Annotated in this window: 20 protein-coding genes and 1 riboswitch; of the genes, 7 read left to right on the top strand and 13 right to left on the bottom strand. The window is 64.2% G+C overall.

Features of this window, described 5'->3' with window-relative positions; translation table 11 throughout:
* Window positions 1-45 precede the first annotated feature (45 nt).
* From gcvH to HMI60_RS08695, 4 genes are all read right to left on the bottom strand, one after another.
* Window positions 46-432, bottom strand: a complete 387-nt coding sequence (gene gcvH, locus HMI60_RS08710) for a glycine cleavage system protein GcvH (RefSeq protein WP_018780132.1) — start codon at window positions 430-432, stop codon at window positions 46-48.
* A 99-nt stretch (window positions 433-531) separates the two neighbouring features.
* Entirely contained in the window at window positions 532-1,665 is a 1,134-nt protein-coding gene (gene gcvT, locus HMI60_RS08705) for a glycine cleavage system aminomethyltransferase GcvT (protein WP_193590969.1), read from the bottom strand.
* Window positions 1,666-1,676: 11 nt separating this feature from the next.
* Entirely contained in the window at window positions 1,677-4,523 is a 2,847-nt protein-coding gene (gene gcvP, locus HMI60_RS08700; protein ID WP_193590968.1) for an aminomethyl-transferring glycine dehydrogenase, read from the bottom strand.
* Between the two features lie 178 nt (window positions 4,524-4,701).
* A riboswitch (glycine riboswitch) is annotated at window positions 4,702-4,799 on the bottom strand.
* Between the two features lie 93 nt (window positions 4,800-4,892).
* A complete protein-coding gene (locus tag HMI60_RS08695) occupies window positions 4,893-5,432 on the bottom strand; it encodes a TetR/AcrR family transcriptional regulator (protein WP_039239936.1) in 540 nt (179 codons plus the stop codon).
* 73 nt (window positions 5,433-5,505) lie between these two features.
* Here HMI60_RS08695 and HMI60_RS08690 point away from each other — a divergent pair, with 73 nt between their 5' ends.
* Complete coding sequence (locus HMI60_RS08690) at window positions 5,506-7,056, top strand: MFS transporter (RefSeq protein WP_193590967.1); 1,551 nt, start codon at window positions 5,506-5,508, stop codon at window positions 7,054-7,056.
* Between the two features lie 6 nt (window positions 7,057-7,062).
* Here HMI60_RS08690 and HMI60_RS08685 read toward each other — a convergent pair whose 3' ends face one another.
* A complete protein-coding gene (locus HMI60_RS08685; RefSeq protein WP_193590966.1) occupies window positions 7,063-7,722 on the bottom strand; it encodes a cyclodeaminase/cyclohydrolase family protein in 660 nt (219 codons plus the stop codon).
* 102 nt (window positions 7,723-7,824) lie between these two features.
* Here HMI60_RS08685 and HMI60_RS08680 point away from each other — a divergent pair, with 102 nt between their 5' ends.
* Window positions 7,825-9,057 carry an amidohydrolase gene (locus tag HMI60_RS08680; protein ID WP_193590965.1) on the top strand — a complete coding sequence of 411 codons (1,233 nt, stop codon included), beginning with the start codon at window positions 7,825-7,827 and terminating at the stop codon, window positions 9,055-9,057.
* Window positions 9,058-9,143: 86 nt separating this feature from the next.
* Here the strand turns inward: HMI60_RS08680 and HMI60_RS08675 are convergent, their stop codons facing one another.
* Window positions 9,144-9,359 (bottom strand): hypothetical protein, encoded by a 216-nt coding sequence (locus tag HMI60_RS08675; protein ID WP_018780139.1) that lies wholly within the window; start codon window positions 9,357-9,359, stop codon window positions 9,144-9,146.
* 93 nt (window positions 9,360-9,452) lie between these two features.
* On the bottom strand, window positions 9,453-10,457 hold the full coding sequence (locus HMI60_RS08670; RefSeq protein ID WP_193590964.1) for an NAD(P)/FAD-dependent oxidoreductase: 1,005 nt from the start codon (window positions 10,455-10,457) through the stop codon (window positions 9,453-9,455).
* A gap of 102 nt (window positions 10,458-10,559) precedes the next feature.
* Between HMI60_RS08670 and HMI60_RS08665 the strand changes: the two genes are divergently transcribed.
* Window positions 10,560-11,162: a helix-turn-helix domain-containing protein gene (locus tag HMI60_RS08665; protein ID WP_018780141.1), complete on the top strand. Its 603-nt coding sequence runs from the start codon at window positions 10,560-10,562 to the stop codon at window positions 11,160-11,162.
* Here HMI60_RS08665 and HMI60_RS08660 read toward each other — a convergent pair.
* Window positions 11,159-11,461: a helix-turn-helix domain-containing protein gene (locus HMI60_RS08660; protein WP_018780142.1), complete on the bottom strand. Its 303-nt coding sequence runs from the start codon at window positions 11,459-11,461 to the stop codon at window positions 11,159-11,161. The genes HMI60_RS08665 and HMI60_RS08660 overlap by 4 nt on opposite strands.
* 69 nt (window positions 11,462-11,530) lie before the next feature.
* On the opposite strand from HMI60_RS08660, the gene map reads away from it, so the two are divergent.
* The 4 genes from map (at window position 11,531) to HMI60_RS08640 (ending at window position 16,123) form a co-directional block, all read left to right on the top strand.
* Window positions 11,531-12,310 carry a type I methionyl aminopeptidase gene (gene map, locus HMI60_RS08655; protein ID WP_039239930.1) on the top strand — a complete coding sequence of 260 codons (780 nt, stop codon included), beginning with the start codon at window positions 11,531-11,533 and terminating at the stop codon, window positions 12,308-12,310.
* Window positions 12,311-12,509: 199 nt separating this feature from the next.
* Window positions 12,510-13,538 (top strand): nitrilase-related carbon-nitrogen hydrolase, encoded by a 1,029-nt coding sequence (locus HMI60_RS08650; protein ID WP_018780144.1) that lies wholly within the window; start codon window positions 12,510-12,512, stop codon window positions 13,536-13,538.
* Window positions 13,535-14,560, top strand: a complete 1,026-nt coding sequence (locus HMI60_RS08645) for an agmatine/peptidylarginine deiminase (RefSeq protein WP_039239926.1) — start codon at window positions 13,535-13,537, stop codon at window positions 14,558-14,560. Before HMI60_RS08650 ends, HMI60_RS08645 begins: the two co-directional genes overlap by 4 nt.
* Window positions 14,561-14,572: 12 nt before the next feature.
* Window positions 14,573-16,123, top strand: coding sequence for an APC family permease (locus HMI60_RS08640; RefSeq protein ID WP_079582818.1), 1,551 nt, complete (start codon window positions 14,573-14,575; stop codon window positions 16,121-16,123).
* A 105-nt stretch (window positions 16,124-16,228) separates the two neighbouring features.
* Here the strand turns inward: HMI60_RS08640 and HMI60_RS08635 are convergent, their stop codons facing one another.
* From HMI60_RS08635 to HMI60_RS08615, 5 genes are all read right to left on the bottom strand, one after another.
* Window positions 16,229-16,774, bottom strand: a complete 546-nt coding sequence (locus HMI60_RS08635; protein ID WP_055975249.1) for a hypothetical protein — start codon at window positions 16,772-16,774, stop codon at window positions 16,229-16,231.
* Between the two features lie 216 nt (window positions 16,775-16,990).
* Window positions 16,991-17,293, bottom strand: coding sequence for a DUF4193 domain-containing protein (locus HMI60_RS08630; RefSeq protein ID WP_193590963.1), 303 nt, complete (start codon window positions 17,291-17,293; stop codon window positions 16,991-16,993).
* Window positions 17,294-17,419: 126 nt separating this feature from the next.
* Window positions 17,420-17,635, bottom strand: coding sequence for a hypothetical protein (locus HMI60_RS08625; RefSeq protein ID WP_193590962.1), 216 nt, complete (start codon window positions 17,633-17,635; stop codon window positions 17,420-17,422).
* Between the two features lie 104 nt (window positions 17,636-17,739).
* Window positions 17,740-18,939 (bottom strand): L-2-hydroxyglutarate oxidase, encoded by a 1,200-nt coding sequence (gene lhgO / locus HMI60_RS08620; protein WP_193590961.1) that lies wholly within the window; start codon window positions 18,937-18,939, stop codon window positions 17,740-17,742.
* A 137-nt stretch (window positions 18,940-19,076) separates the two neighbouring features.
* On the bottom strand, window positions 19,077-19,553 hold the full coding sequence (locus tag HMI60_RS08615; protein WP_193590960.1) for a DUF805 domain-containing protein: 477 nt from the start codon (window positions 19,551-19,553) through the stop codon (window positions 19,077-19,079).
* Between the last annotated feature and the right edge of the window lie 68 nt (window positions 19,554-19,621).

Here is a 19,621-nt window from a genome sequence, read left to right as displayed (position 1 = left end):
CAAACGCTACGCCCTGCACGCTCGTTCCGTGCCGGAGCGCGGACCTTAGGAGAGGTCGCCGCCGTTCTTGGAGGCGTATTCCTCTGCCGAGAGCAGCGGGCCGTCGGACTCAGCAGCGACCTTGAAGAGCCAGCCGGCGCCGTAGGGGTCGTTGTTGATCAGGGCCGGGTCCGAAACAACGGCGTCGTTGATTTCCGTGACCTCGCCGGTGACGGGCGAGTACAGGTCGGAGACGGACTTGGTGGATTCAACTTCGCCGCAGGTCGCGCCTGCGGTCACAGTCGAACCGACCTCGGGCAGGTCAACGTACACAATGTCACCCAGTGCGTCGGTGGCAACCTCGGAGATCCCGACGGACACCGAGTTCCCCTCGCCGCGGGAGACCCACTCGTGCTCGTCGGAGTACTGAAGTTCGGGCGCTACTTTGGGCATTCTGTTTCCTTTACGTGGTCGAAATGAAAAACGTGGAGTTTTTGTACAGCTAATGCCTTTATAGCTGGGCTATGGGGTCATTAGCTGTACAAAAACTCGCTACTTTTGGCGCTTGTAGAAAGGCAGTGCGACGACTTCGAACGGCTCGCTCTTGCCACGCAGGTCAATGTCCAGCGCGGTTCCAAGCTCGGTGTGTTCGACGTCGACATATGCCAACGCTACCGGGTACCCGAGGGTCGGACTGGGCTGGCCGGAGGTCACTTCGCCGACTACCGCGCCGTCCTTGAGGACCGGGTAGTGGCCGCGTCCGGCGCGACGCCCCAGGCCCTTGAGGCCCACGAGCTTGCGTCCCGTGGTGGAACCGGCACCGTCGGCCTTCAACGCAGCCAGTGCGTCCTTGCCAACGAAGTCACCTTCCTTGGACAGCGCCACCACGGCTCCGAGCCCTGCAGCGAAGGGGTTGCCTTCACGGGAGAGCTCGTTGCCGTAGAGCGGCATGCCGGCTTCCAGGCGCAGGGAATCGCGGGAGGCAAGGCCGGCCGGAACCAGTTCTCCTTCTTCGGCGACGGCGGCAATTGCCTGCCACAGCGCGGCAGCGGATTCGTTGGGTACGAAGATCTCGAAACCGTCCTCGCCCGTGTAGCCGGTGCGTGCCAGGAGAAGGTCCTGGCCGCTGCCTGCCACCAGGAAGGTCACCTCAACTGCGGCGTAGTACTTGAGCCCGGTGACCAGCGCGTGCTGGTCGGCCGGAACCAGGCGCAGCAGGATGGCTTCGGCGAGCGGACCCTGCACGGCAATCAGGGACGTCTCGGCGGAGGCGTCGTCAACCACGACGTCGAAACCGGCGGCGCGTTCAAGCAAAGCGTCAGCCACAACCTTGGCGTTGCCGGCGTTCGGCACCACCAGGAACTTGTCGGCACCACGGCGATAGGTAATGAGGTCGTCGATGATGCCGCCGTCTTCCTGGCAGATCAGCGAGTACTTGGCCTTGCCGTCCGCCATGGCCGAGATCTTGCCCACCAGGGCGTAGTCCAGGAAGGCTGCGGCTTCGGGGCCGGTGACCCAGACCTCGCCCATGTGGGAGAGGTCGAACAGGCCGGCTGCGTTGCGGACCGCGTGGTGCTCGGCGAGTTCGGACTCGTACTTGAGGGGCATCTGCCAGCCGCCGAAGTCCGTGAAGGAAGCGCCGGCCTTTTTGTGTTGCTCGTACAGAGCGGTGTAGTTCTCAGACATGTCAGGAGTCCTTAGTTTTCGAAGTCCGTGAGGGGCGGGCAGGAGCACACGAGGTTGCGGTCCCCCGCGGCACCGTCAATGCGGCCAACCGGTGGGAAGTACTTGTCCTGCTTGAGGTGGTGGACCGGGAAGGCGGCCTGCTCACGCGGGTAGTCGCGGTCCCAGGCGGAATTTACGACGGCGGCAGCCGTGTGCGGCGCGTTGCGCAGCGGCGACTTTTCAACAGTGAAGTCGCCGGTGGCCACCTGCTCGATTTCGGCACGGATGGTGATCATGGCTTCGATGAAGCGGTCGATCTCTGCCAGGTCCTCGGATTCGGTGGGTTCCACCATCAAGGTACCCGCAACCGGGAAGGCCAGGGTGGGGGCGTGGAAGCCGAAGTCGATGAGGCGCTTGGCCACGTCCTCAGCGGTGACGCCGGTCTTCGCGGTCAGTTCACGCAGGTCCAGGATGCACTCGTGGGCCACGAGTCCGCCTTCACCCGTGTAAAGCACGGGGAAGTGCTCGTTGAGGCGCGATGCGATGTAGTTCGCGGCCAGCAGCGCGGACTTGGTGGCTTCGGTGAGGCCCTGGCCGCCCATGAGCTTCACGTACGCCCAGGAGATCGGGAGGACACCGGCCGAACCGAAGCGGGAGGCCGAAATCGGGACATCGTTGCCTTCGGTCCAGGATGCCGCGTCACCGGGCATGAAAGGTGCGAGGTGTGCCTTGGCAGCAACCGGGCCAACGCCGGGTCCGCCGCCGCCGTGCGGGATGCAGAAGGTCTTGTGCAGGTTCAGGTGCGAGACGTCGCCGCCGAACTTGCCCGGCTGTGCCAATCCCACAAGTGCGTTGAGGTTGGCGCCGTCGATGTACACCTGGCCGCCGGCCTCGTGGATGGCATCGCAGACTTCGCGGACGTCGGCGTCATACACGCCGTGCGTGGACGGGTAGGTGATCATGATGGCCGAAAGGGCGTCGCGGTGGGCTTCGATCTTGGCCTTCAGGTCAACGTGGTCGATGGTGCCATCAGGAGCGGTGGCCACCACCACGACCTTCATGCCGGCCAGCACTGCCGAGGCAGCGTTCGTGCCGTGCGCGGACGCCGGGATGAGGCAGACGTTGCGCTGCTCGTCGCCATTGGACAGGTGGTAGCCGCGGATGGCCAGCAGGCCCGCGAGCTCGCCCTGGGAACCGGCGTTCGGCTGGATGGAGACTTGGTCGTAGCCGGTGATCTCGGTCAGCTGGGCTTCGAGGTCGCTGATGAGTTCACGCCAGCCCTCGGTCTGGGAATCCGGAGCGAACGGGTGGATCGAAGCGAACTCCGGCCACGAAATGGCTTCCATCTCGGCAGTGGCGTTGAGCTTCATGGTGCAGGAACCGAGCGGGATCATGGTGCGGTCCAGCGCGAGGTCGCGGTCAGAGAGCTTGCGGATGTAGCGCAGGAGCTGGGTTTCGGAGCGGTGGGTGTTGAACACCGGGTGCTGCATGAACTCGCTGGTGCGCTCAACGGAAGCCTCCAGCGCAAAGTCCTCGGCGGCATCGGTGACCGAAGCGCCAAAGACATCGAGCAGGCTGCCGACGATGTCGGACGTAGTCGTCTCATCAACGGAGATGCCAACAGTGTCGGCATCGATGCCGCGCAGGTTGATGCCCTTGGCCTCGGCGGCGGCGACGATCTCTGCTGCCTTGCCCGTGACGCGGACGGTGATGGTGTCGAAGAACGAACCGTGGAGGACCTCGACGCCGGCAGCCTTCAGGGACGCTGCGAGCGTGCGGGCGTGGCTGTGGGCGGTCTCGGCGATCGCCTTCAGGCCTTCAGGGCCGTGGTAGACGGCGTACATCGAAGCGACGATGGCCAGCAGCGCCTGCGCGGTGCAGATGTTGGACGTGGCCTTCTCTCGGCGGATGTGCTGCTCGCGGGTCTGCAGGGCCAGACGGTAGGCGGGGACACCGGCGTCGTCCTTGGAGACGCCCACCAGACGGCCCGGCATGGAACGCTCGAGACCCTTCTGGACGGCCATGTAGGCGGCGTGCGGGCCGCCGAAGAAGAGCGGGACACCCAGGCGCTGGGCGGAACCCACGGCGATGTCAGCGCCCTGCTCACCCGGAGGGGTGATGAGCGTCAGGGAAAGGAGGTCGGCGGCAACGGTGACCAGTGCGCCGCGTTCCTTGGCCTCGGCAATGACGGCGGAGTGGTCGAAGACGCGGCCGGAAACACCGGGCTGCTGAAGGACGACGCCGTTGATGGCACCTTCCGGAAGGCCGGCTGAAAGATCGGCAACCTCAACCTCGAAGCCGAGGGCTTCAGCACGGCCCTTGACGATGGCGATGGTCTGCGGGAGGCAGTCTGCGTCGAGCACAGTCTTGCCGTCCTGCACGGCCTTGTTCTTGTTGGCGCGGCGCATCATGAGGACGGCCTCGGCCACGGCGGTTGCTTCGTCAAGCAGCGAGGCGTTGGCGATAGGCAGGCCAACGAGGTCCTGGACCATGGTCTGGAAATTCAGGAGTGCTTCAAGGCGGCCCTGCGAAATTTCAGGCTGGTACGGGGTGTAAGCGGTGTACCAGGCCGGGGACTCAAGGATGTTGCGGCGGATGACCGGCGGCGTGATGGTGTCGTAGTAGCCCTGGCCGATCATCTGGACCGCGGTCTTGTTCTTGGAGGCGAGCTTGCGCAGCTCGGCCAGGACCTCGACTTCGCTCAGCGCGTTCTGCAAGGTGAGGGCGACGTCCTGGCGGATGTCGTTCGGAACGGCAGTGTCGACCAGCGAGTCAACAGAGTCGTAGCCAACGGACTTGAGCATGGTCTCAACGTCGGCCTGGCGGCGGGCGCCGATATGCCGATCGACGAAGGTGGTGGAGGCAGAACTAACCGTCACGAAGGAACTCCAATACTTGGGCGGCGTTTGGGTACGCCACAGCGGCTCGGGTTCCTCCCCGCTCTGTATTGGACCTGAGAGTTTCCGCGTGTTGTCCGCACAACGAATCGCTTGCACCGTCGGTGAGCACAGCATCCCACGTCAATGGCGTGGAGTGCCTGCTGCTTTCCAGAGTTGCCTCGCCGCGGCGGTGCGTGGGCCTGAGAGATTCCTGGGGAGGGTTTGCTCCTACGGCGCCTGCATCACGTGCCTGCAGGACTCTCCCGCCGCAGATCAAAGGCATGTTCAGTTGTCTGTGGGCGCCACGCTGGGCACGCCACAAGGCTTAATTGTCCTACGTGTAAGGCCCTGCGGCAAATGGATGAGCAGTCACTTCCGCAGGCGGTCCAGGACCCCCAGCAGGATTTCGACGTCGGCCTCCCGGCCGGCGTTGCCGGCCCCCTGCCCGCCCTCGAACATCGCGTTGAAATAAAGGCCGTCGCCCATGTAGCTGACGGCCTTGGCGATCTCCGGTCCTACGTCTTCGGCCAGGACATCAAGCCACTGCTGCTGGATTCCTGCGAAGCGCCGCCGCGTTTCCTCATGGGCTACTTCAGCGAGCCTGGTGGCGGCAACGAAGGCCCTGTCCATGGGGGTGTCGGCCCAGAGGGAGGACCGGATGAAGTAGGCGGCGGAACCGTCCGGCGCGGCCTTCATCTGCTCAATGTCTTCCTGCGCCAACTCGTCCAGGCGTTCCAGCAAGGCGCTGATCAGGGCTTCCTTGTTGGGGAAGTGATACAGGAGCCCGCCCTTGGAGACACCGGCCCTCTTGGCGACGGCATCCAGGGTAGCGGCCCGCTCCCCTACCTCGATCAGGAGGGATTCGTAGGCATCCAGGACGGCGTCCCGGGCAACTGGTTTTCGTGGCATGTGTACATCATTCCCTAAAGAATTGCGGGGGTTGAATTTGTAACTATACCGTCTGGACGGTACAGTAAGAGGCATGTTCTCGCCGTCCTCAACCCAAGCACCCCGTTCCGCCGCCCCCTTGACGGGCCCGGCTGCACCGTGGCGCGACTGGACGGCCTTGGCACTGCTGATGTTCCCGGTGCTGCTGGTGGCCGTCGATAACACCGCGCTCACTTTCGCCCTGCCGGAAATCGCCCGCTCCCTGGACGTGGGCGGCATACAGCTCCTGTGGATCGTTGACGCCTACCCGCTGGTGCTCGCTGCGCTCCTGGTCTCCATGGGCAACCTTGGTGACCGGATCGGACGACGCCGGTTGCTTCTGATCGGCAGCACAGGCTTCGCCGCGGTTTCGGCTGCTACGGCATTCGCTCCGTCCGCGGAGTGGCTTATTGCCGGACGCGCTGCACTCGGCGTCTTCGGCGCCATGCTGATGCCATCAACGTTGTCCTTGATCAGGAACATCTTTATCGACCCCAACCGCCGTCGGCTCGCGATCGCTGTATGGGCTGCCGGATTCTCCGGCGGCGCAGCCCTCGGTCCCATCTTCGGCGGCTGGCTGGTGGAGCACTTCTGGTGGGGCGCCGTCTTCCTGGTAGCAGCATTCCTGCTTCTGCCGCTCCTTGCCTTTGGCCGGATACTCATTCCCGAGTCCAAGGACGCCAACCCCGGCCGGGTGGATGTGTCCAGCATTGTCCTGTCCGTGGTCACCATGGCGCCCTTCGTTTACGGCATCAAGGAATTCGCGGTCCACGGCTTCGGTGCGTCAGCTGCTGCTTTCATGGGCTTTGGCCTGGTGATGGGCATTCTGTTCGTCCGCCGCCAGCAAAGGATCGAAAGCCCCATGCTGGATGTTTCCCTGTTCAAGAACAAGGTATTCAGCACGGCCATCGTGGCGAATGTTTTGTCCTTGTTCTCCATGACGGGGTTCATCTACTTCTTTGCCCAGCACCTGCAACTGGTCGAAGGGCAGTCCCCCATGGAAGCCGGCATCGCCATGATCCCGGCCCTCCTGGCCACCGTCATCGCCGGCCTGCTCGTAGTACCGCTGGTCAAGAAAGTACGGCCCGGATTCGTGGTGGCCGGCGGACTGACTCTGAGCGCCATAGGCTACCTGGTGGCCGTCGTGGGTGACCACGGCAGCGGACCGGTGTTCCTCCTGTCAGCCCTGACGGTCCTGGCCGTCGGCGTGGGTGCAGCGGAGACCATCTCCAACGACCTCATCCTGGCGTCCGTGCCGGCAGACAAATCAGGGGCGGCCTCGGCCATCTCCGAGACCGGTTACGAACTCGGTTCCCTCCTGGGAACAGCCGTGCTCGGTTCAATCCTCACCGCGTCCTACCAGCACAACCTCGTCATTCCCGACGGTGTGCCCACAGAGGCGGCGAGGAAGTCCGGGGAGACTCTGGCAGGTGCGGTTGACGCGGCATCCGGGCTCCCCGCCCAGTTGTCGGAGGCACTGACCACCGCCGCGCGGATAGCCTTCGACTCCGGCGTCCACATCACCGCGGCGATTGGGCTGGTACTGATGGCCGGAGCAGCAGTGATGGCCGCCGTCGTACTGCGCAAGGTTCCCAGAGCGCAATAAGGGAAGCTACACCGCTTCCGTGGGTGCCGCCTTCTTGTCGACGCCGGCAGTCAGTTGGTCGATTCGCTCCAGGGCGTCGCTGAGCCGGCCGACCGTTGTCCACAGCCCGGGCTGCTGCTCCCTGACCTCCTCGAGGGAAGTCCCCGCGGAGGTCAGGGAAGCGAGGTCGAAGCTCACGTTGGTCCTCGCCCCCGCTATGGCGGCCCGCAGCGCACCGAAACCCACCACGACGTCGGCGACGAGGGCCGGGTTCCCGTGGGAAGCGAGCCAGCCGAGGTCTTCAATGGCGTCGATTGCCCGTTCACCCAGGACGGCGGAGGCCTTGGCTGCGTCCACGGAGGCTTGGTGGATGGCTTCTTCGCGTTCCGGTCCGGGGTCGAGGCGGAAAGCAGCCCCGAAGGCGTTGGAGGCAGATGCGTCCTCGTCCGCGAGCCGGAGAGCCGCTTCCCTGAGTTCATGGGCCCTGGCATGGATAGCGGAAAGCTCGTCACGCTGCTGCCCCTCGGCTTCCGTGTACCCGGCCACCATTGACGTCAAGGCAGCCGCAATGGATAGCATCACCCCGGTGCCGGCGCCGCCCCCGGGCGAGCCGCTCGACTCTGCCAGGGCTGCGGTCCAGTCCTCAACCGTGGAGTGCTGCGTGGTGGCGGGTTCGGAATTCGTCATGCCATCAAGTGTGCCGTGACAGCCAGGTTCGCACACACAGGGTTCGCACAAAGCGGATGGATACACTGGCCGGACCGAAGGCGTCGAACGAAGGGTAAACCCATGACCATTGACCTCGAAGAGCTTTACAAGGACCTGCACGCCAACCCGGAGCTGTCCTTCCAGGAGACCAGGACCGCCGGGATCGCAGCCGGGCACCTGGAGAATCTTGGCTTCACCGTCCACCGCAACATCGGCAAGACCGGCGTGGTGGGCATCCTTGAGAACGGAGCCGGGCCGGTCGTCATGCTCCGGGCCGACATGGACGCCCTCCCGGTCAAGGAGTCAACGGGACTGGACTACGCAAGTACTGCCATGGGTGTCGACCCTGACGGAAACGATGTTCCGGTCATGCATGCGTGCGGACACGATGTCCATGTCAGCTGTCTCGTGGGAGCAGCAGAAGCGTTGGCCGGACAACGTGACCGGTGGCAAGGCACACTGATCATCGTGTTCCAGCCCGCCGAGGAATGGGGTGGCGGTGCGCAGGCGATGGTTGGCGACGGCCTCTATGACGTCGTGCCGAAGCCCGATGTAGTGCTCGGACAGCATGTGGCCCCCTTCCCCGCCGGATGGTTCGGCGTCCGGGCCGGCGTCACCATGGCCTCCGCAGACTCCCTCAACATCACCTTGCACGGCCGCGGCGGGCACGGATCGCGCCCGGAAACCACCATTGATCCGGTGGTGATGGCCGCCGCTGCCACCATCCGCCTGCAGGGCATCGTGTCGCGTGAACTCGCCGCCAGCGACTCCGCCGTGGTCACCGTAGGACAGATCCACTCCGGCACCAAGAACAACATCATCCCCGAGACGGCAACCCTCGGCCTCAGTGTCCGCACCTTCAGCGATTCCACCAGGGACAAAATCCTCGGTTCGATTGAGCGCATTGTGCAAGGGGAATCAGCGGCATCCGGCGCTCCCAAGGACCCGGAAATCCATTTCGAAGAGCACTTCCCGCTGACAGTTAACGACGAGTCGGCAGCAGGCAGGATTACAGCGGCCTTCAAGGCCAGGTTCGGCGAGGCACAGGTCATTGACCCCGGGCCCGTATCCGGAAGCGAAGACGTAGGAGCCTTGGCTAAGGGCGCCGACGCGCCGTTGGTGTTTTGGTTCCTCGGCGGCGCCGACCCTGCCCTGTTCCGCGAATGGGCGACGACGGGGCGCCTCCCCGAAGATATTCCCTCGAACCACTCGCCCTACTTCGCGCCCCTGATCCAGCCCACGCTGGCCAAGGGAACGGAAGCATTGGTCACAGCCGCTCTGGAGTACCTCGGTTCAACAGGCGGAAACAACTAGCCTGCGCGTGGACGGGCACACGGGAAAGGCGCCGGCAGACCGGCGCCTTTTTCGTGATCTTCTACTCGTTCCAGTCCAGGCGGGGCCTAGACCTTCTCGTGGATGCGGTCAACCTTCGGTTCGTAAACCACAGGTTCCCTGCGACGGCGTGCCAGGAAAGTCCAGAGTGTCCCTTCCGATGCCTGGCGGGTCTCCGCCGGGGCAACCGGTTCCTTCCTGGCCTCTTCAGTTGTGGTCTCGGGCTTGCGCGCGGAGTCCTTCTTCGTGCGCCGCTCGAAGTCGTCATAGTACGCGTAGCACATACAACCTCCCTTAGTGGCGTTCTTTAATAGTCCTCGCACTCCGGCCGCACGTCGACCACTTTTTTGCAGGGGTTCCGTTTCAGCTTGTGGTGGTCACCGGGCGAGGCTGGACAGCCGCGCAACGTCCACCGCCAACCTGGTTTCCTCCGCCACCAAGTGGGCGTTGATGGCGGCCCCGGCCATGACGCCCGAAGCGGCCGACGCCATGACCTGTCCCATGAGGTCCGCGACGTTGCCCGCAGCCCAGACGCCGGGAACCGCGGTGGCCCCGCCCATGGGATTCACTTCCACGTGGTGCCCTACTCCCATGGGGTGTTCCACCACCGGGACGCCAAGCGACTCCAGCACTCCGGACCTTGCCTCCAGCCTGGTTGCGGTCACTACGGCCTCCACCGGGATGACTGTTCCCGAGGCCAGGACGACGCCCCTCAACGCATCATCCTGGATGGCGAGTGACTCCACCTTGCCTTCCACCACGCTGATCGAGCGTGCAGCCAACTGCTCCCACTCTGCGTCCGTCGGCTCCACCATGTCATTAAGGAACAGCGTGATGTTCGGGCTCCACTGCCTGAAGAGCATCGTCTGGTGCAACGCCATGGGAACAGAGCCCAGTATGCCGATCGCTTTGTTCCGGACCTCCCAGCCGTGGCAGTAGGGGCAATGCAGGACATCACGACCCCACCGCTCCCGGATGCCGTCGATGTCGGGCAGAACATCGGTCAGCCCCGTGGTCACAAGGATCCGGCGGGCCTTCACCGTCCGCCCATCGGCCAATTCAACATCAAAGGAGAGCTCCGCGCCTTCCTCGGCCCCCGCCGTCGAGCGCGCTGCGACGGCGACGCCCGCGATGAAGTCCACCCCGTAGCCGCGTGCTTCTTCCCGCCCCATATCCAACAATTCCCTGGGATCAATGCCGTCCCTGGACAGGAAACCATGGACCCCGGCAGCCGGCGCGTTCCGCGGCTCGCCGGCGTCGATCACCAGGACGGACCGGAGGGCCCTGCCAAGCGTCACGGCGGCACTTAACCCAGCTGCGCCACCTCCGATCACCACAACCTGGTACTCGTCCGCGGTTTCCGTCTTCGTATCTCTGCTCACTGTGCCTCCGTCGACTCGTTGCGGCCTACCGCCGCTCCTACCATCCTTGGTCGATGTCGACAGAAGCGGCAAGAAAAATTGCCACTATGGCAAACTGGGGACATGGCAAAGGATTTCAGCGCAATGCTCGACGCCGTCGGCCCGCGCCTGCGCGCGATGCGGACCCAACGGAACCTGACGCTGGCAGAGGCATCGGAAGGCACGGGGATCTCGGTGAGCACACTGTCCCGCCTGGAGTCGGGCCAGCGCAAACCCACCCTGGAACTGTTGCTGCCGATTGCACGGCTTCACCAAGTACCTCTTGAGGAGTTGATCGACGCCCCGGAAACGGGCGACCCCCGCATCCATCTCAAGCCACACGTCCATCATTGGGGCACCGCGCTGCCCCTCACTCGCCGCCCCGGCGGAATCCAGGCCTTCAAGATGGTGCTGAAAGCCGGAACGGGCAAGGAAATTCCAGACCCGCAATCCCACGAAGGCTACGACTGGATGTACATCCTCAATGGGAAACTGCGGCTGGTCCTGGGCGGGAACGACTTCATCCTCAAACCCGGGGAAGTGGCGGAATTCGACACCCGCACCCCGCACTGGTTCGCCAGCGCTACCTCTGAACCGGTGGAACTGCTCACCCTGTTCGGCCAGCAAGGCGAGCGCCTGCACGTCCGGGCACGGCCCAAGCGGCAGGACCAGCAGGCGGAAATCTAGGAAGCCAGGAACTCCCGGGCATTGCGGCGCGACACGGCGGGGTCCGCTCCGGCGTCGGGCTGGTTGATCTCGGACCACACCTCATCGAGCGAAAGTCCAAGAACATCGGCAATGGCCGCCACCGTGGGAAAGGCGGGAGTGGCAACCCTTCCCGACTCGATTTTGCGCAGCGTTTCGGGGGAAACACGGGCGTCGAGGGCGATCTCCAGCATGGAGCGTGCGCCCCGTGCACGGCGGAGCAGGGCACCGAGACGCTGTCCGCGCTCGGCCTCTGCGGGTGTGAGCGGCAACCTGACCATGGCTCCAATTGTAATACCGGGATAATATGGCCGGGATAGTTATTGGCATCAACCCCGGAAAGGTCCCCTATGATCGAGATCCTCAGCACCAGCGAACTGACCCGTGCCCGGGCTGCAGGGACCCTGGTGGCCAACATCCTGCACACGCTCAAGAGCCGGTGCACTGTTGGCACCAACCTCCTGGAGATCGACGCGTGGGCCAAGGCCATGATCCTCGAGGCCGGCGCGGTGTCCTGCTACGTGGACTACGCGCCATCGTTTGGGCGCGGCCCCTTCGGCCACTACATCTGCACAGGCGTCAACGACGCCGTCCTCCATGGACTGCCGCGGGACTACGCACTTGCCGACGGCGACCTGCTGACCCTTGACCTGGCCGTCTCCCTGAAAGGGATCGCAGCAGACTCTGCCATCAGCTTCATCGTCGGCGACGCGAAGCCCGCCGAAAGCGTGGCCATGATCGAAGCAACCGAACGCGCCCTCCGTGCCGGCATAGCAGCGGCGCGGCCCGGCGCGCGGATCGGCGATCTGTCCTACGCCATTGGCTCCGTCCTCGGCGAGGCAGGATATCCCGTTAACACGGAGTTTGGCGGCCACGGAATCGGCTCAACCATGCACCAGGAACCGCATGTGCCCAACATGGGACGCCCTGGCCGCGGCTACAAGCTGCGCCCTGGCTTGCTGCTCGCTTTGGAACCGTGGGTCATGGCGGATACCGCCCAGCTCGTGACCGATCCCGACGGCTGGACCCTCCGCAGCGTCACCGGCTGCCGGACGGCCCACAGCGAGCACACGATCGCCATCACCCCGGACGGAGCCGAGATTCTTACCTTGCCCACCGTGGCCGGCTAGGCCTGCTCCCGGGACGGGACGGGGCGGGACAGGGCGGGAGGGGCGCTCGGCCAGGGCGTCCGCAGGTGTGCTGGGCAGGGGTCCGGGCTGACATAAATGATTGGCATTCGTTTTCCCCTTGCACTCCGGCGTGACTCGCGTCATACTAAATGAACGCTATTCATTTAGTGACTGTCGTCTCATCGGAGTACATGCCACCATGATTGAAATAACCCGCCTCGAAGCCCCGACTTCCCTGGCCCGCACCGAACCCTCCACGCGGACGCCGCTGCGCGTCGGCGTTGTCCAGCACCGCTGGCATGCCGACGAATCCGCCCTCCGCGCAGAACTTACCGAAGGCATCGAGCGCGCCGCCAAGCTGGGAGCCACTGTTGTTTTCCTGCCTGAACTGACGCTCTCCCGCTACCCCGCCGACACCCGGCCGGAGAACAACCCCGCGGCAGGCATCCGCCCATCGGACATCACCGAGGACCTCCTCACCGGCCCCACCTTCACCTTCGCTGCCGAAGCAGCCCGGAAGTTCGGCGTCTCGGTCCACGCATCCTTGTACCAGCGGGCTGAGAACCCGGATGGCACTGACGACGGCCTCGGCCTGAACACCGCGATCCTGGTCTCCCCCGCCGGGGAACTCGTAGCCCGCACCCACAAGCTGCACATCCCCGTCACCGCCGGCTACTACGAGGACAAGTTCTTCCGCAAGGGCCCGGAAGCCGAGGATGCCTACGCAGTGTACGCACCGGCCGAACTCGGCGGTGCACGCCTGGGCATGCCCACCTGCTGGGACGAATGGTTCCCCGAACTCGCCCGGATGTACTCCCTGGGCGGAGCTGAGATCCTGGTCTACCCCACCGCAATCGGCTCCGAACCGGACCACCCAGACTTCGACACGCAGCCGCTCTGGCAGCAGGTCATTGTGGGCAACGGCATCGCCAACGGCCTGTTCATGATCGCGCCGAACCGCTACGGCAACGAAGGCACCCTGAACTTCTACGGCTCCTCCTTTATCTCCGATCCCTACGGCCGCATCCTGGTCCAGGCACCGCGGGACGAATCCGCCGTACTGGTCGCCGACCTCGACCTCGACCAGCGCAAGGACTGGCTCACGCTCTTCCCGTTCCTGGCCACGCGCCGCCCTGAAACCTACGGTCGCCTCACCGCACCGGTGGACCCCAACGCGCCACTGGGAGCAAGCGCTATCGCCACTGCCTACCAGGCGGTCTCCGCGTGAGCGTCTGGCGCATGCCGTCGGAGACGGCCCCGCAGGACCGCGTCTGGATGGCCTTCCCCACCGGCGGTTACACCTTGGGCGACACCGAGGAAGAGGCGCATGCAGCGCGCTCCACCTGGGCCGCCGTCGCGAATGCCGTCCTTGAGTTCGAGCCGGTCACCATGGTGGTAGCGCCCGACGACGTCGAAACAGCCGCCCGCTACCTGGACCCCCGCGTCGAGGTACTCACCGCGGAACTGAACGACGCCTGGATGCGGGACATCGGACCGTCGTTCGTGTTGGATGCGAACAAGCAACTCGGCGCCGTGGACTGGATCTTCAACGGCTGGGGCGCCCAGGACTGGGCGGCGTGGGACAAGGATTCGCAGATCGCTGCCAACATCACCGGCCGTGCCAACGCCACACACCTCCCCTCGGGGATCGTGAACGAAGGCGGCGGCATCCAGGTTGACGGCGAAGGCACCGTCCTTGTCACCGAGACCGTACAGCTTGACGAGGGCCGCAACCCCGGCCTGACCAAGTCCGACATCGAGGAAGAGCTCGCCCGCACCATCGGCGCTACCCACGTGGTGTGGCTGCCGCGCGGCCTCACCCGCGATTCGGAGAAGTTCGGCACGCGCGGCCATGTGGACATCGTGGCCGCCATCCCCTCCCCGGGCACACTCCTTGTCCATTCCCAGCAAAACCCTGAGCACCCCGATCATGCGGTGTCCCGGGAGATCATCGAATTCCTGCGCACCACCCATGACGCAGCCGGACGGGACTGGAACATCATCGAAGTTCCGGCACCCGAAACCCTCACTGACGACGAGGGCTACGTGGACTACAGCTACATCAACCACTTGGTAGTCAACGGTGGGGTCATTGCGTGCAGCTTCAACGACCCCATGGACGAGAAAGCGCTCCGCATCCTCGCCGATGCCTACCCCGGACGCCGCGTTGTCAGTGTTGACGCGCGCGAACTCTTCGCCCGGGGCGGCGGCATCCACTGCATTACGCAGCAACAGCCTTCGGCCATCTAGAAAGGGCCATTCATGAGCCAGACAATCCGCGCCGGTGCTTCCAAAAGCACTGGAGCCGCTGCAGAGTCGCACAACATCAGCGGCAAGGGACTGAAGACGGGGCAGTTGGGGCTCCTCGCCGTCGTCGTTCTTGGCATTTCAACCATCGCCCCGGCGTACACGCTCACCGGTGCGCTCGGTCCAACAGTCAACGAAGTCGGGCTGCAGTTGCCCGTCATCTTCCTGATCGGGTTCATTCCGATGATCCTGGTATCGCTGGCCTACAGGGAGCTCAACGCAGACTCCCCGGACAGCGGCACCACTTTCACCTGGGTCACCAAGGCATTCGGACCCTGGGTGGGTTGGATGGGCGGCTGGGGCCTGCTCGCAGCCAACATCATTGTCCTGTCCAACCTGGCCGGTGTAGCGGTGGACTTCTTCTACCTTTTCCTCGCCCAGGCCACAGGTTCCCCTGAGCTGGCCGACCTCGCCTCGAACAAGCTGCTGAATGTGGCCACCTGTTTTGTCTTCGTGGCACTGGCCGTGTGGATCAGTTACCGCGGCCTGCACACCACCAAGATCGTCCAGTACGGGCTGGTGGGTTTCCAGCTGCTGGTTCTGGGCTTGTTCGTGGCCATGGCCTTCGCCAACTGGTCCACGTCCGAGACCGCCGTTCCCTTCAGCTGGGATTGGTTCGACGTCACGAAAGTCGAGACCTTCGGCCAGATCGCCGCGGGCATTTCGCTGTCCATCTTCGTGTACTGGGGTTGGGACGTCTGCCTCACCGTGAACGAGGAAACCGCCAACGGCAAGAAGACCGCGGGCGCCGCCGGAACCCTCACGGCAGTCATCGTCCTGGGGATCTACCTGCTGGTGACCATCGCCACCATGATGTTCGCCGGCGTCGGCGACACCGGAATCGGGCTGAACAACCCCGAGAACCACGCCAACGTGTTCACGGCACTCGCTTCTCCGGTCATGGGGCCGTTCGCGATCCTCATGTCGTTGGCGGTGCTGTCCAGCTCTGCGGCTTCGTTGCAGTCCACGTTCACTTCGCCGTCACGGAGCCTGCTTGCCATGGCGCACTACGGCGCGCTGCCGGAACGCTTCAGCCACATGAGCAAGAAGTTCTCGACGCCGGGCTTCGCCACCATTGCGGCAGGCGTACTGTCCGCGGGCTTCTACGCCGTGATGCACGTGATCAGCGAGAACGTCCTCAACGACACCATCCTCGCCTTGGGCCTGATGATCTGCTTCTATTACGGACTGACGGCCATTGCCTGTGCTTGGTACTTCCGCAACAGCGTCTTCAGCAGTGCCCGCAACTTCCTCCTGCGCTTGGTGTGCCCGGTACTGGGTGGCGTGGGCCTGTTCGTTGTGTTCCTGCAGACCGCGATGGACAGCTGGGATCCGGAGTTCGGCAGCGGCTCGGAGATCTTCGGAGTGGGGCTCGTGTTCATCCTCGGCATCGGGATCCTGGCCTTGGGTGCCGTCGTCATGCTGATCCAGTCCCGCATGCGGCCAGGGTTCTTCCGTGGCGAGACCATCCGGAAAGACACTCCCGCCCTGGTGGTCCCTGAGTAGCCGGGCGCGCCGACCAGCGAGAACGCCGGAAAGCGGCCAGTTCGCCGGAGCTATCCGGCGAACTGGCCGCTTTCGCGCGTTCTGGCACTGCTTCGGCGATCCCGGTCACCAGTGATGGGCGACATCCACGACAAGCCGCGAGCCGCCGTCGGGTCCGTCCAGGGTGAAGACCCGGAACGGAAGCCTGGCACGGACACCCAAGCCGATGCTGGTAGTTCCTTCGAAACTCCCGGCGTAGACCACCTGACGGAACGTCTGGTAGCCCGATACGTTGGAGAGCTCGGCTTTGGCTGCCGGAACGTAGGTGGGCTGGCTGTACTGGTTGTACGACGGCGCCGTCACCACCACTTGCAGGTCGGCGTCACCGAGCACCGGGATGGGGAAGCCCGTTGCATCCTGGGTGATCACCGGAACGTACTGCACTGAATAACCGGCCACTTTCCCGGTCATGTCGATCACCAGTCGGTCGTAGCAGAGCTGTTGGCCCGTGCGGACATTGGTGACCTGCGCGGCGCTCATATCGGGGTCGGCCTTGGCCAGGGAACCCCAGGTGATGCCGCAATAGGAAGCCGCCGAGGCTGGCCCCGGTGCTGCTAGACCGAGCCCGGCCGCTGCCACAACAGCCGCCAAACCCGCTCCAATTTTCCTCATTTTTTGTGCCCCCTTCAGGCGAAGTTGATACTTCAACTGTAGGAGTGCATCCACGGGTTTTGGCGGGTTGTGGCCGCTTCGGAGCACAACCGTTAAGAGGCCCCCCGTCAGGTTACGGGCGGGTCATCCGAAGCCGCTTCCGGCATCAATTCCGGGCCGTTTCAGTCGGCTTCAACCACGTTTTCGTGACCGAAGATAACGTGATCAGCGCGTTATTCAGCCTTCGCAGTCCTTGCAGAACTTGAGGCCGTTCTTCTCCAAGGCAATCTGCGACCGGTGACGGACCAGGAAACAAGACCCGCACGTGAATTCGTCCGACTGCTCCGGAACCACAACGACGGTCAGTTCCTCGCCCGAAAGATCGGCGCCCGGAAGGTCGATTCCTTCGGCGGTATCGACGTCTTCCACGTCGATGACAGCGGTCTGGGCACCGCCCCCGCGGGACGCCTGGAGAGCCTCAAGTGATTCAGCGGGAGACTCGTCTTCTGTCTTGCGCGGGGCGTCGTAATCAGTAGCCATTGAGGGTTCGCTTTCGTTGCTGCATAGTGCCTATTCCGGCACCTCAGTGAAGCAGTTTAGGGCATACTACCCGGCATCAACGAAAAGTGTGCTCAACGCAACATTGTGCAGCTTATAGCGCGGTTCCTACGTGGCCGTCGGCGGGCGTCCTGCGTGCGATTGGATGGCCTGGGCTCCTGCCACTGTCACCCCGCTCAGGGCTGGAAGCCATGTCCAATCCGAAGCCGATCCGTGCGGTCCTTCAGACTCGGGACCGGCGCAATCCAGGACGTACGCGGCCTCGATCCAGCGGCCCAGGGAATCGCCGAGTCGGGTAGCAAGTGCGGCCATTGAGGTGATCATGGAGCAAAGCTATCCACCCCGCATGTGGGCGCCGTTTCCGGATCGTCACGGGCTTGTTAACTCACGCCGCTCCCGACCCTCCCCGGCCAAACAGCCCTCGCCTGCTAGTCCAGCAGCGCCTGCTCCACGATGTACTCGGCGATCGCCATGGACGAAGTAGCCCCGGGCGACGGCGCGTTCCGCACCAAAACGGTGTCCCGGCGTCGTGCGATGACAAAGTCGTCCACCAGCGATCCGTCGCCGTTCATGGCCTGGGCGCGGACGCCGCGGGTGCCGGGTAGAACAGTGGCGCCCTCCAGGGAAGGAACAAAGCGGACAGCTTCGCGGATGAATTTCTTTCGGCTCACCACGGTCTGGAATTCACGAACAGCCGAGGGCACATTCTGCCGCGCAAAATTCCAAAAGCCCGGGAACAGGGCATAATCCAGGACATCGCGGACCCTGACATCCTTCCAGCCGTAGGATTCCCGGCCAAAGGAAATGAACGCATTCGGTCCGAGCATCATTTCGCCGTCAATGCGTTTGGTCAGATGCACGCCCAGGAAGGGATGCCGGGGGTCCGGGACAGGATAGATAAGGCCCTTCACCTGCTCGCGGGCCGCGCGGTCCAGGAGAAAGTACTGCCCGAAGAACGGCACGATCCTCGGGTTCGCGGCCTCGCCCGCCGCCTTCGCCAAACGGTCCGATTGCAGGCCGGCGCAGGCGACCACCAGGTCAAAGTGTTCACTGTCGTCCTTCGTATGGACAACCGCGCCACTCGCTTGCTGTTCCACCGACGTGACTTCCTGCCCAAGCCGGATGGTCCCTCCCGAGGCCCGAACGTCGTCGGCGAGCGCTTCGGTGATGGCCGAATAGTCGACGATCGCCGTTTCCGGCGAGTGCAAAGCGGAAAGCCCGACGGCGTTCGGCTCCACCTCGCGTATCCGGTCACCGCCCAGCATCCGTGCTCCGGGCACCCCGTTGGCTGTGGCGCGGGCAAAGATGTTGTCCAGGCGTTTTTGCTCTTCCGGCGTCTGGGCAATGACCAGCTTCCCGCATGCTTCGTAGGGAAGGGCCTTCGCGGCGCAGAATTCCTGCAGCAGCTCCACTCCCCTGCGGCACAGCCGTGCCTTCAACCCGCCGGGTTCGTAGTACAGCCCTGCGTGGACCACCCCCGAGTTGTGACCTGTTTGGTGGGCAGCGAGGCGTCCTTCCTTCTCATAAACGGTGACCTGGACGCCGTCGAGCTTGTTGGAAAGTTCCCGCGCAACCGCGACGCCGATGATCCCGCCGCCAACCACGGCGAAGCGCTTGATCGGTTTCATGGCTGGCTCTCCTCGTCATCGGGGTCGGTCCGCGTTAAGGACAGCATTTCACGGAGTGGCCCCGCGGGCACACAGTGCGGGCACGAAAAAGGGGCGGCACACTGGGTACCGCCCCTTTTTGCGTGGTGCGTGGGTTACTACGCGGTCGGCTGGTCGAAACGCTGGCCGGCCGGGTTGGACGGCAGGAGCGAGAGCACGAAAACAACGATCGGCACCACAACGAGCAATGCCAACCAGCCGCTGAGGTTGGCGTCGTGGAGACGGCGAACCAACAGGGCGAGAGACGGAATCAGGACTGCCAAGTAGAAGACGAGGACGAGGATGAGCCCCACTGCAGCACCAGGACCGGGAATTGTTCCGGTGCTTGTAGTGGTTGAGCCTGCTGCGCCGAGAATGCCGGTGAGCAGCTGCAGGACGAAGCCCACGACGCCCAGTACAAGGGCGACCCACCAGTATTCACTGCGGCTGGCACGGCCCGAGAACGCGGCGTACTTCTTGAAGAAACGCTTGACGGCTGCACCGATCGGAGCGCCATAGTAGGGTGCCCACAGCGGCGGCTCGCCGGCTTGCGCTGCGTAGGGCTGGGTCTGTTGCGGTTGTTGCGGGTAGCTCATTGGTATATCCCCCGGGGTTTCGTTGTGATGAATGCGTACTCAGAGACGAGTCGACCCAATCGTAATGC

It is taken from the genome of Paenarthrobacter sp. YJN-D, assembly GCF_015040335.1.
In the GTDB taxonomy this organism is placed as follows: Bacteria; Actinomycetota; Actinomycetes; order Actinomycetales; family Micrococcaceae; genus Arthrobacter; species Arthrobacter nicotinovorans.
The sequence above is the reverse complement of the archived record's forward strand: the minus strand, read 5'-3'. Positions and strand labels throughout refer to the sequence as shown.